Below are 12,909 nucleotides of genomic sequence, written 5' to 3'. Positions count from 1 at the left end.
GTGACATGGTTATTGTCCTGCTTGCTGGTGGTGATAAAAGCTCGCAGCCGGCCGATGTCCAAAAAGCGCGGCGCTATTGGAGGGATTGGAAGGGGAGGCAAGTATGAGCGGATTTCCAAGGGACGTATCTCACCACGAGAGTTTGCTACGAGAACTGAAGGCAGACCGGGAGCTGGCGATTGAATATTTTAAGCTGGCAATTCAAACACTGGGCAATCGAAAGGAATTGGCCGGTGGGGTATCGGCGCTGACGACCCTGCAGGAAGCGTATGGCAATCTGGCGCTTTTAGCGGCGCAGGCAGATCCCGCAATTCCGGCTTTTGAAACAGCTACTGAATACTCCGACTGGTCTTTGCAGCACAGTTAAGAGAACAGCACCGGCAGCTCCTGCGAGCGTTTGCGCAGCAGGTTTTTGGCTTCTTCGTATTCGGGGTAGATCAGGCCGACGTTGGCCCAGAATTGCGGGCTGTGGTTCATCTCCAGTATGTGCGCCAGTTCGTGCGCCACCACGTAGTCGATCAGCGGCAGCGAGAAGTGGATCAGCTTCCAGTTCAGGCGGATCTTGCGGTCCGCTGTGCATGAGCCCCAGCGGGTGCCGGCCGACGTCAGGCCGAACGAGTGATAGCGCACCCCCAGCCGTGCCGCGTACATATCCAGCCGCTGTTCAAACAGCGTCTTGGCTTCCTGCTGATACCACGCCTTCACCCGCTCCTGCAGCACCGTTTCGCTGGCGCCTGGCACCAGCGTGATCCACAGTTCGCGCGTGTTCGGGTTGTAGATGCTGCGATTGCGTCCGCCCACCAGCAGACGCAAGGTCATATCCGCGCCGAGGTAGGGCAGGCGCGCGCCGTCGATCCATTCGACCGGCGGCTTTTGCAGCCGCGCCGCGCGCCGTTCGCGCCGTTCTTTCAGCTTGGTGAGGATCCAGTGCTGCTTGGTGCGGATGGCGTTGTCGATTTCGGTGATGGTGACGCGCTTGGGCGCGGTCACGCGCAAGCCTTCGTCGTCGATCATGAAGCCGATCGATTTGCGCGTCGAACGACGCAGTTCGTATTCGATGATGAAGTCGCCCAGCATCAGCTGGCGGCGTGGCGGCAGTTCCGATGGCGGCGCCACCAGTGGCCGGGTTTTGACCGGCACCGGCGTGACTAGCGGCGCGACGTAGGGAGAAACGGGAGGGGCTTGCGAGGTGGAGGTGGGCGAGGCGGGCAGCGACCAGACCGGGGCGGTGTACACATTTTTGGGTGGTGTCTGACCATCCCGTGCAAACAGGTCCAACTGGCTGGTGTCCGCCGTCGCCGGCTTCAGCGTGGTGGCCAGGTCGTCTAGCCAGCGCTGTAGGCGTGGGGCGAAATGACGCGCATTTCTGATTCGATCCAATTTTCCACCTGTTGCATCATGCCGTCCGGCGTCTGGCCTTCTGGCGAAATGGGCTTCCCTATCGATACTGTAACAAGACCCGGGCGCTTGATGAAAGAATTTTTTGGCCAGCACTCACCGGAGTTGTGGGCAATCGGCACCACCAGCGCGCCGGTGTCGATCGCCAGGCGAGTACCGCCGCTCTTGTACTTGCCGGTTTGGCCGACCGGAATCCGCGTCCCTTCCGGGAACATGATGATCCACAGTCCCTGCGCCAGCCGGCGCTTGCCGTGACGGACCACGTGCTTGAAGGCGTTCTTGCCCTGCTTGCGGTCGATCGGGATCATGCGCAGCAGCGCCATCGCCCAGCCGAAGAAGGGAATGTACAGGATCTCTTTTTTAAATACGAACACCAATGGCCGCGGCATGTTCGGCAGCAGGAAGATGGTCTCCCACGCCGACTGGTGCTTGGACAGCACGATGGCCTGTGCATCCGGCAGGTTTTCGCGGCCGCGCACTTCGTAGCGGATGCCGCAGATCACGCGCAGGCACCAGATGATGAATACGTTCCAGCGCGAGGTGATGAAGAAGCGCTGACGATATGGCAGCGGCGCCGCCATGAAGCACACCAAGGACCACAAAACGGTCGACACCACCATCACGATGGTGAAAATCAGGGAACGCAGAAACAGGATGGGATGGCCCAAGTGCAGACTCCAAAAACGATTTAGCTGACGACGTGCAGCGCCGGCGGGGTACTGGTTTTCAGCAGGTGCGTGACCATTGCCGCCAGATCCGGGAACACCATGGTGCCCGGCGGCAGACCGCCGGTGGCCTGGGTCTTTTCACCCTTGCCGGTCAAGACCAGATACGGCACGCAGCCGCTGACATAGCCGGCCTGCAGGTCGCGCAGCGAATCGCCGACCACCGGCACGCCTTTCAGGCTGATTTTATAGCGCTGCGAGATTTCTGTGAACATGCCGGGCTTGGGTTTGCGGCAGTCGCAGTTGTCGACCGCCGCGTGCGGGCAGAAGAACACGGCGTCGATGTCGGCGCCTACCTGCTGCGCCAGATTGTGCATCTTCTGGTGGATCGCGTTCAGCACCGTCATGTCGAACAGTTCGCGCGCGATGCCCGACTGGTTGGACGCGACCACCACGCGATAACCCGCCTGGTTCAGGCGGGCGATCGCTTCCAGCGATCCGGGCACCGGCATCCATTCCGCTGGCGATTTGATGAAGTCCGGCGAATCGTGATTAATGACGCCGTCACGATCGAGGATGACCAGTTTCATGGATGGCGCGCCCATTTACACCGCCAGCTTGGAGATGTCGGCCACGCGGTTCATCATCCCGTGCAGGGAGGACAGCAGCGCCAGACGGTTGTTGCGCAGGGCGACGTCTTCTGCCATGACCATCACGTCGTTGAAGAAGGCATCCACCTCTTCCTTCAGCTGGGCCAGGGTTTTCAGCGTGCCGGCGAAGTCGCCTTGGTTGAAGGCGGCGTCGATTTCCGGCAGCACGCGTACCACGGCGGCGTTCAGGTTTTTCTCGGCGGCGTCCTGCAGCAGCGCGACGTTGACGCCATGTTCGCCCACGGCGGCCAGCGCTTCTTCGTTCTTCTTCAGGATGTTGGTGATGCGTTTGTTGGCGGCGGCCAGCGAGGCCGATTCCGGCAGTGCGGCGAAGGCTTGCACGGCTTCCAGGCGCTGGACGATGTCATCCAGGCGGTCCGGGTTCTGTGCCACCACGGCTTCGATTTCGTTGACCGAGAAGCCGCGCTCGCGCAGGATGCCGCGCAGGCGGTCCAGCATGAAGGCTGCCACTTCGGCGGTTGGGTCCTTGAAGCCGGCGACGGCGCTGAACTGCTTGGCGGCGTCGGTCAGCAGGCCGGAGATCGACAGCGACAGGCGCTTTTCGATCAGCATGCGCAGCACGCCCAGCGCATGGCGGCGCAGCGCGAACGGGTCTTTGTCGCCGGTTGGCTGCAGGCCGATGGCCCAGATGCCGACCAGGGTTTCCAGTTTATCGGCCAGCGCGACGGCGGTGCCGGTCACGGTCGATGGCAGGGCATCGCCGGCGAAGCGCGGCTGATAGTGTTCGGATGCGGCCAGCGCGACGTCTTCTGGTTCGCCGTCGTTGCGGGCGTAGTAGGTGCCCATGATGCCTTGCAGCTCAGGGAACTCGCCCACCATGTCGGTCAGCAGGTCGGCTTTCGACAGGCGCGCGGCGCGTTCGGTCAGGGCCACGTAGGCGCCCAGCTTGGCGGCGATGGCGCCGGCCAGCGCGGTCACGCGTTCGCTGCGTTCTGCTTGCGTACCCAGTTTGTTGTGGTACACGACGTTCTTCAGCAGCGGCAGGCGCGATTCCAGGGTTTTCTTCTTGTCCTGCTCGAAGAAGAATTTGGCGTCGGACAGGCGCGGACGCACCACGCGCTCGTTGCCGCCAACGATGGCGGCTGGCGTGTCGGTGGCGATGTTGGAGACGATCAGGAAGCGCGAGCGCAGCTTGCCGTTGGTGTCGGTCAGCGCGAAGTATTTCTGATTGGTCTGCATGGTCAGGATCAGGCATTCCTGCGGCACGGCCAGGAATTCATCTTCGAATTTGCATTCGTAGACCACTGGCCACTCGACCAGCGCGGACACTTCGTCCAGCAGCGATTCAGGCATCAGCACCAGGTCGGCGCCGGCCTTGGCCAGCAGCTCGGCGCGGATCTGTTCCTTGCGTTCTTCGACCGATGCCAGCACTTTGCCGTCGGCTTTCAGCGTGGCGGCGTAGGCATCGGCGTTGGCGATGGTAACGGCGCGTTGGCCCGGCGCGGTCAGGAAGCGGTGGCCTTCGGTGACGTTGGAGCCGGTCAGGCCCAGCAAGGTCAGTGGCAGCACGGCGTCGCCATGCAGTGCGATCAGCGCGTGTGCTGGACGCACGAACTGCACGGTGGCGCCGTCCGGACGCTGGTAGCTCATCACTTTAGGAATCGGCAGCTTGGCGACCGAGTCTTCCAGTGCCGCTTGCAGGCCGCCTTGCAGCGCGCTGCCGGCGGCGGTGTAGGTGTAGAAGAAGCTTTCGGCTTTGCCGTCCTGCGCGCGTTCCAGATCGGCCACGGTCAGGTTAGGGAAGCCCAGTGCGGCCAGTTTCTTGGCCAGCGGCGCGGTGCCGTTACCGGCGGCGTCCAGCGCCACCGATACCGGCAGCACTTTTTCGCGGATCGATTTGTCCGGCGACACGGCGCGCACTTTGGTGATGGAGACGGCCAGGCGGCGCGGCGTGGCGTAGGCGGTGGCGACGCTGTCGGCTTCCAGGAAGTCGCGCGATTTCAGGCCGTTGACGATGCCGTCCGCGAAAGCCTTGCCCAGTTTGGCGAGCGCCTTCGGCGGCAGTTCTTCGGTCAGCAGTTCGATGAGCAGAGTTTGAGTCATATCGTTTATATCGTTTTATTCAGCGGCCGCAGTTTTCGGGGCCATCGGGAAGCCGAGACGTTCACGCGATTCGTAGTAAGCCTGCGCGACCAGGCGCGACAGCGCGCGCACACGGCCAATGTAGGCGGCGCGTTCGGTCACGGAGATGGCGCCGCGCGCGTCCAGCAGGTTGAAGCTGTGCGAGGCTTTCATGATCTGCTCGTAGGCCGGCAGCGTCAGTTGCGCTTCGATCAGGCGCTTGGCTTCCGATTCGTGGTTGTTGAACTGCGCGAACAGCAGTTCGGTGTTCGAATGCTCGAAGTTGTAGGCCGATTGTTCGACTTCGTTCTGGTGGAACACGTCGCCGTATTTCAGCGTTTTCGTTTCGCCGTTTTCTTCCCAGGTGGTCCACACCAGGTCGTACATGTTTTCCACGCCCTGCAGGTACATGGCCAGACGCTCGACGCCGTAGGTGATCTCACCCAGCACCGGTTTGCAATCCAGACCGCCGACTTGCTGGAAGTAGGTGAACTGGGTCACTTCCATCCCGTTCAGCCAGACTTCCCAACCCAGACCCCAGGCGCCCAGCGTCGGCGATTCCCAGTCGTCTTCCACGAAGCGGACATCGTTCTGCTTCAGGTCCAGACCCAGCGCTTCCAGCGAACCCAGATACAGGTCGAGGATGTTTTCCGGCGCAGGCTTCATCACCACCTGATACTGGTAGTAGTGCTGGCCGCGGTTCGGGTTTTCGCCATAGCGGCCATCTTTCGGGCGGCGCGACGGCTGGACGTAGGCGGCGCGCCAAGGCTCAGGGCCGATCGCGCGCAGGAAAGTGCCGGTGTGGAAGGTGCCGGCGCCCACTTCCATGTCGTATGGCTGGAGCAGGGCGCAGCCTTGCTTGTCCCAGTAGGTTTGCAAGGTCAGGATAATTTGTTGAAATGTCAGCATCTTTTAATCGTCGGTGGCGCGCCCCGGTCTGGCCGTCGGGCGCGCGGTTGCAGTTTCGCTAAAGCGATGATTTTAGCGGGTTAAGCGGCATTTGGCTGGTTTTTTGCGCGTTTCGCCCAAAACCACGCCCCCGCCACCGCGAGCGCCAGCAGCAGCAGGAACAGCTTGTTCCCCCACAGGATGTACGGCGTGCTGCCGCTCATGCCCTGGACGTTGGCGGCCAGCGTGCCGAAGCTGTTGACCGGCAGTTGCTGCACCACTTTGCCTTCGCCATTGATGATGGCGGTGGCCCCGGTATTGGTCGCCCGCAGCATCGGGCGGCCGGTCTCCAGGCTGCGCATCTGCGAGATCTGCAAATGCTGCGGAATCGCGATGGTGTCGCCAAACCAGGCCAGGTTGGAGGTATTGAGCAGCATGGTGGCCGGCTTCTGGTCCTCGGCCGGATGGTTGAGCTGGGCCGCGATCTCCTCGCCGAACAAGTCTTCGTAGCAGATATTCGGCAGCACGCGCTGGTCCTTGATCGGGAACGCCGGCTGGATCTCCTTGCCGCTGGTCATATCGCCCAGCGGGATCGACATCAGATTGACGAACCAGCGGAAGCCATATGGAATGAACTCGCCGTAGGGCACCAGGTGATGCTTGTCGTAGCGATAATAGCCGCGCCCCAGCTTGGGCGGCAGGCCAATCACGCTATTGAAATAGGCGGTCTGGCTGTCGGCGGTGAAAATGCCGAGGATCAGATTGCTGCCGGTGCGGTTCAGGAACTGCGCGATGCCCGGCAGGTAATCCGGCGGCAACTGCTGCGGCAGCATGATGATGGCGGTTTCCGGGGTGGCGATCAGGTCGGCCGGGGCGGCGGTGATGGCGTCCTGGTACAGCTTCATGGTCTGCTGCACGTGGGCGCCGTTGAACTTCTCGTCCTGCGGGATGTTGCCCTGGATCAGGCGCACCGAGATTGGCTTGCCTTCCGGCCAGGTCCATTTCAGGAAGCTCAGGGCGACGCCGGCCACGCAGATGACTACCACCAGCCCGGCCGCGCGCAGGCGGGTGCGATGCAGCAGCAACAGCAGGGCGCCGGCGATGATGGCCGCCAGCCAGCCCAGGCCATACATGCCGATGATGGGCGCAAAGCCGGCCAGCGGGCTGTGATTGTGGGCGTAGCCGGATGACAGCCACGGGAAGCCGGTGAACAGCCAGCCGCGTATCCATTCAAACAGCGCCCACATGGCGGGGAATAGCAGCAGGTTGGCGGCCGGCAGCGGCAGTTTCCAGCGCTGGCGCAGCCACCAGGCGCTGGCCATGGCGGCGGCGCCGTACAAGCCCATGGCGGCGCCCAGCAGCAGCACGGCGATGACGGCCAGCGGCGCGGCCATCTGGCCGTAGGTATGCAAGGAGACATACAGCCAGTGCACGCCGGCGGCGGTCCAGCCGGCCACGAAGGCCCAGCCGATCAACGCGGCGGCCTTGACGCTGGTACTGCGCAAGACCTGGTAGAACAGCGTGGCCAGGCCGAGGATTTCCAGCGGCCACCAGCCGAACGGGGCGAAGGCGAACACGCACAGCGCCCCCGCGATGCCGGTGATGATCATCCGGCCTCGGGTGGAGCGTTGCGGCTTGGGTGGGTGATTCGGGTTGGCGCGGCGAAAGCGCATTATGCGTCGTCGTCGTGGGCGGGCGCGGGCGGCAGCTTCTCGACCGTCAGCACGTGGATCTGGCGGGCGTCGGCGCGCAGCACTTCAAAGCGCAAGCCTTCGAAATCGAAGGTGTCGCCCTTGTGCGGCATGCGGCCGAGATGCTTGGCGACCAGGCCGCCGATGGTGTCGACGTCGTCGTCCGGCAGCGCGGTGTCCAGTTCCTCGTTGAACTGTTCGATTTCGGTCAGCGCCTTGATGCGCCAGCGCGGGCCGTGCTGGCCTTCGCGAATCGACAGGATGTTGTCCTCTTCCTCGTCGAAATCGTACTCATCCTCGATGTCGCCGACGATTTGCTCCAGCACGTCTTCGATGGTGATCAGGCCGGCCACGCCGCTGTATTCATCGACCACGATGGCCATGTGGTTGTGATTGGCGCGGAAATCGCGCAGCAGCACGTTCAGGCGTTTCGATTCGGGAATGAAGATGGCCGGGCGCAGCATGTCGCGCACGTCGAAGCTTTCTTCGGCGTAGTAGCGCAGCAAGTCTTTGGCCAGCAGGATGCCGATCACCTTGTCGCGCTCGCCCTCGATGGCGGGGAAGCGCGAGTGGGCGGTGTGCAACACCAGCGGCAGCCATTCTTCGATCGGCTTGGAGATGTCGATCACGTCCATCTGCGAGCGCGGGATCATGATATCGCGGGCGGACAGGTCGGACACCTGGAACACGCCTTCGATCATCGACAGGGCGTCGGCGTCGATCAGGTTGCGTTCGTGGGCGTCGTGCAGAACTTCGAGCAGCTCCGAGCGGTTCTCGGGCTCTGGGGAAATCAGGGCGGTCAGTCGTTCAAACAATGACCTGTGGGGTTTAGCGTCAGTCTTGACGCTACTAGAGTGCTCTTGCATAGCGGGCGTGAGCCGTTGTTTCGAAGGGGTATAGGATACACCAAAAGCGCCCGGGGGCAGGATTTTGTCAAAAAAGCAGCGCTTTGACAGACATGCTACATTTATCTTTATGCTACCAGATCATCCTCATGTACACATCCTACCATTGACCGATGTGGCAAAGTGCACGGTTGCCTTTGCTGCGCTGGACAATGCGGAACAAGCCATTGAATGCCTGTCCCAATTGCGCTGTGAGCCAGCGCCGCAAGTCGCCGCCGAGTTGCGCCGCGTACTGGGTGAGCCGGACGAGTGGCTACGGTATCCGCATCGCAGTTACGCGCTGGCGCGCTGGGCCGGCAGCGAGGTGCAGCGCCAACTGGCGGCGCTGCTGCGTGAACGCCGTGTTGACGCGCCTTATCTGTTGCAGGAGTTGGAGTTGTTCAGCTTGCTGAGCGACCAATCCGTGCTGGCCTTGGGTGGTTCGCGGTGGGCGACGATTTTCTGGGCCGGACAGGAGGAGGCCGATCCGGCGCAGGCGCTGGCGGAGGACGCGGCGTATCTCGATTTTAGCCGCGAGATCCTGCAGCAGGCGGTGCGGCGCCTGGAGGCGATCCATGCCGGGACGCAGCCCTATGTGGCGGATGGCGCGTTTTCGCTGCACGATACCCCGGTGATCGCGCGCGCGGTGCGGGTGGCGGCCTTGCGCGACGAGTCGTGGTTGCCGGAGCTGCTGGCGCGGATGCTGCCCTGGTCCTGTGTCGCGCCGGGCACGGCGAAGACGGCGCCGTCGCAGTCGCTGGCGATTGCGCTGGGCCACGCGATCGAGGGCGCGCCGACGCCGGAGGGCGTGCAGGCATTGCGCCAGGCGTTGACGGTGGTGCGGCACGCGGGTATCCAGAAAAAACTGGCGCGCAATCTGAAGCCGGCCGAGCGAGCGTTGCTGGCGCGGCCGGCGGTGGCGTTGCGGCTTACCGGGCTGCTCAAGGCCGGCAAGCGGGAACAGGGGATGGTGGCGTCCAGCCTGGAGGCCGGCTTTTGGCTGCGGACAGAACTGGACGTGGCGGCCTGGCGCAATCTGCTGCAATCGCCGGCTGGCGGCCCGGTCGCGCGGGCACTGGTGTGGCGCGCGACATGGGATGGGGCGGGCGTCAGTGTCATGGCAGACGCTGCCGATGCCGTCACCGATGGCGCCGGGGCGGCGCTGCGCCTGCCCGAGACGGCGCGGCTAACCCTGTGGCATCCGCTGCATGTGGTGGCGGCGGAGCGGGCGGCATGGCAGGCGCTGGCGGCGCGGCAGCGCTGGCATCAGCCGCTGCGACAGATTTATCGCGAGTTCTATCTGGCGCCAGATGACTTTGCTGGCCACGTGCTGGCGGTACGCCAACTGCTTGGCCTGGCACGGCGTGAGGGTTGGAAGATCGAGCACCATGCTGGATTGGCGCGCCAGTTCGGCGCGGTGCGCGTGCTGTTCAACCTTAGCGACAGCATTTATCCCGGCGCCGATGGGTATGTCGAAACGCGCGGCATGCAGATGCAGCTGCGGGACGGCAAGCGTTGGCGCGTCTGTGCGCCGGACCAGATCGATCCTGTGGTGTATTCGGAAGCTTGTCGCGCCGTTGATTTGCTGGTCAGCGTGGCCGGCCTGGCGTTGCAGGAGGAGAACGCCGGCCTGCCGGAACACTTGCGCGCGCGCCATTTGGCGCATCTGGCCTCACTGCGCGCCGGACCCAGGGTGCTGATGCGTCAGCGCGCACTGGCGCAGGCGCTGGCGCCGCTGATCGCAACGGGGCAGGTGATAGTGACGGAGCGGACGGTGCAGGTGGCCGGCTGCGGGATCAGTCTGGCGACCGGCCGCGTGACCCGAGATGGCGCGCCGGTGGCGCTGGCCACCCAGGCGGGCGGCAAACTGGCCGCCGTGCCCTGGCTGCCTTACGATGAGGTGCTGCTGGAACGGATCGCCGGCGCGGTTAACGCACTGCTTCAGGCGTAGGGATCGGCGTAGCCGAGTTCGGCCAGGATCTCGGTTTCGATGCCTTCCATCTCGGCCGCTTCCTCGTCGTCCTCGTGGTCGTAGCCCTGGGCGTGCAGCATGCCGTGGACGATCAGGTGGGCGGTGTGTTCTTCCACCGTTTTCTTTTGCTCGGCGGCTTCCTTTTCCAGCACATCGGTGCAGAGGATGATGTCGGCCTGGGTCGGGGCGTCGTCCGGCAATTCCTCTTCGCCTTCGCTGTAGGCGAAGGTCAGCACGTTGGTGGCGTAGTCCTTGCCGCGATAGTCGCGGTTGAGCTCGCGGCCTTCGGCCGCGTCGACAAAGCGGATGGTCAGTTCGGCCGGCGCGAACAGCGCGGCTTGCACCCACTTGCGGATTTTCGGACGGGTGATGCTTTCTTGCAGGCGTGGGTCGGCGTATTGCACCGACAGCGTCAGTTTATTTTTTGCGGACATTTTTGAGCGCCGTGGCTTTGAGTAAGGGAGCGATTTCCGCTTCGTGATTATGGGCGGTTTCGTAGGCGTCGACGATGCGCGCCACCAGCGGGTGACGTACCACGTCTTCGCTGTTGAAGTGGCTGAAGGCGATGCCGCGCACGTCTTTGAGTACCTGGATCGCGTCCAGCAGGCCGCTCTTCTGGCTCTTGTGCAGGTCGACCTGGGTGACGTCGCCGGTCACCACCGCCTTGCTGCCGAAGCCGATGCGGGTCAGGAACATTTTCATCTGCTCGACCGTGGTGTTTTGCGCCTCGTCCAGAATCACGAACGCGTGGTTCAGCGTGCGGCCGCGCATATAGGCCAGCGGGGCGATTTCAATCACCTGTTTTTCAAACATTTTCTGCGTGCGGTCGAAGCCCAGCAGGTCGTATAGCGCGTCGTACAGCGGACGCAGATAAGGATCGACCTTTTGCGACAAATCGCCCGGCAGGAAGCCCAGCCGCTCGCCGGCTTCCACCGCCGGCCGGGTCAGGATGATGCGCTTGATGGCGTCGCGCTCCAGCGCGTCGACCGCGCAGGCCACCGCCAGATAGGTCTTGCCGGTGCCGGCCGGACCGACGCCAAAGCTGATGTCATGTTCGAGGATGTTGCGCAGGTAGCGGATCTGGTGCGGGGTGCGGCCGCGCAGGTCGGCGCGGCGGGTTTTCAGCACCGGGCTGTTGATGTCGATGTCGAGCGGCGGCAAGGTCTCCACCTGGCGCGGCTTGGCGCTGGGCGCACTGTCGGCGGCCGCTTCGGCCAGGCCGGCGTGCAGGCTGGCGCGCTGCTCGACCAGCGCCAGTTGCACTTCCTCGATCGGCACGATCTTGTTGGCGACGGCGTAAAAGTGATCGAGGATCTCGACCGCGCGTTCGGCGTTATGGCCGCTGACGATGAATTTCTCGCCACGGCGGAAGATGGTGACGTCCAGCGCGGCAGAAATCTGGCGCAGGTTTTCGTCGAGCGGGCCGCACAGATGGGCCAGGCGCGCGTTATCGAGCGGCTCCGGGACGAAGTAGTGCGGCTGGACAGGAGTTTTGGTTTTCAATGGGATGGCAGGTCTGAGAGGGGGCCGCAGGGCGGCACAGCCGCTAGTTTAGCGTATTTGCCCCGGGCGGACTTGATTTTGCCCGCTCTTGCTCTACAGTAAAGCTATGGCCATCAACGTTACCTCAGCGAATCGTACCGATCCCGTGCAGCTCAACCTGCGCGAGACCAATGCCGCGCGCGCCGCCGAGCGCAGTACCCAGCGCAGCGAAACCCAGCGCACCGAGCAGACCAAGCGCGATGACCAGGATGCCGCCGCGCTCAAGCAGCGCGTCAAGGAAAACCAAGCCACCCAGCGCCAGAGTGCCCAAGCCAACGACGATGCCGCCGCCGCCGAGCGGCGCGCCACCCAGCAGGCCGATCAAAAGGCCGACAGCGAACGCCGCCAGCAGCAGAAAACCCTGGGCGGCACCATCGACACCACCGCCTGACCGTTCACCGCCTGTCCAGCCCGTGTCCACTTCGGGGTCTGACCCCGAAGTGGACACGGGCTGGGCAGGCGTAAAGCGGGCTTGGCATTGTGTAACAGTTTCCTACAAGTTCTTGCGTGCGACACCCTCCGGTCCCATGTGATGAAATAGCATTGTTGCTAAGGTTTCTAGTCATTGATTGATATTGAACAATCTTAGCGCGGTGCGCGCTGGTGGGACGGCGGCCTTTTGGGCATAGAATTATCTTGCATTAAAGGCAATTAACTCGAGCCCAACTTGCTTGAAACAGTCTAAGTTTTGCTTAAGTTCGAACCAGCACTATCTGTTCACCCCAACCAACGAGGAAAATCATGGCACATCATGCTCTCGCTTCTCAAGAAAGCTACAACCCGAATCACCTGCTGGATATCTTGCTGGGCAAGATGCAGCTGAAAAACGATGCCGCGCTGTCGCGCCTGCTGGAAGTCGCGCCGCCGGTGATCAGCAAAATCCGTCACCACCGTCTGCCCGTTGGCGCCTCGCTGCTGATCCGCATGCACGAAGTGACCGGCATGAGCATCCGCGACCTGCGCGACCTGATGGGCGATCGCCGCACCAAGTACCGCCTGTCCGACGCTCAGGGCCGTCCGAAGCCAGAAGACCGCCTGGCCGACAAGAAGACCGAGTCCGGCATCGCGGCCCATTGATGCGCCCCCAGCGCACGCGCCTGCCGGAACGCGCATAAGTCGCGCCGGCGGGCCGCCGCT

At 63.3% G+C, this 12,909-nt stretch carries 13 protein-coding genes; 4 read left to right on the top strand and 9 right to left on the bottom strand.

From position 1 onward, the window contains the following. The first annotated feature begins 103 nt into the window (after positions 1 to 103). Positions 104 to 367 (top strand): hypothetical protein, encoded by a 264-nt coding sequence (locus GJ699_RS22205; RefSeq protein WP_154380372.1) that lies wholly within the window; start codon positions 104 to 106, stop codon positions 365 to 367. Here GJ699_RS22205 and GJ699_RS22200 read toward each other — a convergent pair. The 7 genes from GJ699_RS22200 to GJ699_RS22170 all read right to left on the bottom strand — a co-directional run bounded on the left by GJ699_RS22200 (position 364) and on the right by GJ699_RS22170 (position 8,240). Then, a complete protein-coding gene (locus GJ699_RS22200; protein WP_154380502.1) occupies positions 364 to 1,308 on the bottom strand; it encodes a YgjP-like metallopeptidase domain-containing protein in 945 nt (314 codons plus the stop codon). The genes GJ699_RS22205 and GJ699_RS22200 overlap by 4 nt on opposite strands. A 17-nt stretch (positions 1,309 to 1,325) precedes the next feature. Continuing rightward, positions 1,326 to 2,018: a lysophospholipid acyltransferase family protein gene (locus GJ699_RS22195; RefSeq protein WP_371867635.1), complete on the bottom strand. Its 693-nt coding sequence runs from the start codon at positions 2,016 to 2,018 to the stop codon at positions 1,326 to 1,328. A 68-nt stretch (positions 2,019 to 2,086) separates the two neighbouring features. Continuing rightward, the gene (gene gmhB / locus GJ699_RS22190; RefSeq protein WP_154380368.1) at positions 2,087 to 2,653 is read right to left on the bottom strand and encodes a D-glycero-beta-D-manno-heptose 1,7-bisphosphate 7-phosphatase; all 567 of its coding nucleotides are present in this window, start codon (positions 2,651 to 2,653) and stop codon (positions 2,087 to 2,089) included. A gap of 15 nt (positions 2,654 to 2,668) precedes the next feature. Then, on the bottom strand, positions 2,669 to 4,777 hold the full coding sequence (gene glyS, locus GJ699_RS22185; protein ID WP_154380367.1) for a glycine--tRNA ligase subunit beta: 2,109 nt from the start codon (positions 4,775 to 4,777) through the stop codon (positions 2,669 to 2,671). A 15-nt stretch (positions 4,778 to 4,792) separates the two neighbouring features. Then, entirely contained in the window at positions 4,793 to 5,704 is a 912-nt protein-coding gene (gene glyQ / locus GJ699_RS22180; protein ID WP_154380365.1) for a glycine--tRNA ligase subunit alpha, read from the bottom strand. An 80-nt stretch (positions 5,705 to 5,784) separates the two neighbouring features. Further along, positions 5,785 to 7,356, bottom strand: coding sequence for an apolipoprotein N-acyltransferase (gene lnt / locus GJ699_RS22175; RefSeq protein ID WP_154380363.1), 1,572 nt, complete (start codon positions 7,354 to 7,356; stop codon positions 5,785 to 5,787). Continuing rightward, the gene (locus GJ699_RS22170; protein ID WP_154380361.1) at positions 7,356 to 8,240 is read right to left on the bottom strand and encodes a CorC family transporter; all 885 of its coding nucleotides are present in this window, start codon (positions 8,238 to 8,240) and stop codon (positions 7,356 to 7,358) included. Before GJ699_RS22170 ends, lnt begins: the two co-directional genes overlap by 1 nt. A gap of 154 nt (positions 8,241 to 8,394) precedes the next feature. On the opposite strand from GJ699_RS22170, the gene GJ699_RS34675 reads away from it, so the two are divergent. Beyond that, complete coding sequence (locus tag GJ699_RS34675; RefSeq protein WP_154380359.1) at positions 8,395 to 10,209, top strand: DUF4132 domain-containing protein; 1,815 nt, start codon at positions 8,395 to 8,397, stop codon at positions 10,207 to 10,209. On the opposite strand, the gene ybeY is transcribed toward GJ699_RS34675, so the two are convergent. Both ybeY and GJ699_RS22155 read right to left on the bottom strand, forming a co-directional pair. Continuing rightward, on the bottom strand, positions 10,200 to 10,664 hold the full coding sequence (gene ybeY, locus GJ699_RS22160; RefSeq protein ID WP_154380356.1) for an rRNA maturation RNase YbeY: 465 nt from the start codon (positions 10,662 to 10,664) through the stop codon (positions 10,200 to 10,202). The genes GJ699_RS34675 and ybeY overlap by 10 nt on opposite strands. Continuing rightward, positions 10,648 to 11,733, bottom strand: coding sequence for a PhoH family protein (locus GJ699_RS22155; protein WP_154380354.1), 1,086 nt, complete (start codon positions 11,731 to 11,733; stop codon positions 10,648 to 10,650). Before GJ699_RS22155 ends, ybeY begins: the two co-directional genes overlap by 17 nt. Positions 11,734 to 11,839: 106 nt before the next feature. On the opposite strand from GJ699_RS22155, the gene GJ699_RS22150 reads away from it, so the two are divergent. Both GJ699_RS22150 and GJ699_RS22145 read left to right on the top strand, forming a co-directional pair. Beyond that, positions 11,840 to 12,163 (top strand): hypothetical protein, encoded by a 324-nt coding sequence (locus GJ699_RS22150; RefSeq protein WP_154380352.1) that lies wholly within the window; start codon positions 11,840 to 11,842, stop codon positions 12,161 to 12,163. A gap of 350 nt (positions 12,164 to 12,513) precedes the next feature. Next, positions 12,514 to 12,849 (top strand): hypothetical protein, encoded by a 336-nt coding sequence (locus GJ699_RS22145; protein ID WP_154380350.1) that lies wholly within the window; start codon positions 12,514 to 12,516, stop codon positions 12,847 to 12,849. The last annotated feature ends 60 nt before the right edge of the window (positions 12,850 to 12,909 follow it).

Source organism: Duganella guangzhouensis (assembly GCF_009674535.1).
GTDB lineage: Bacteria > Pseudomonadota > Gammaproteobacteria > Burkholderiales > Burkholderiaceae_D > Rugamonas > Rugamonas guangzhouensis.
Note: the sequence above shows the minus strand (reverse complement) of the source record. Positions and strands in the feature narration are given on the sequence as shown.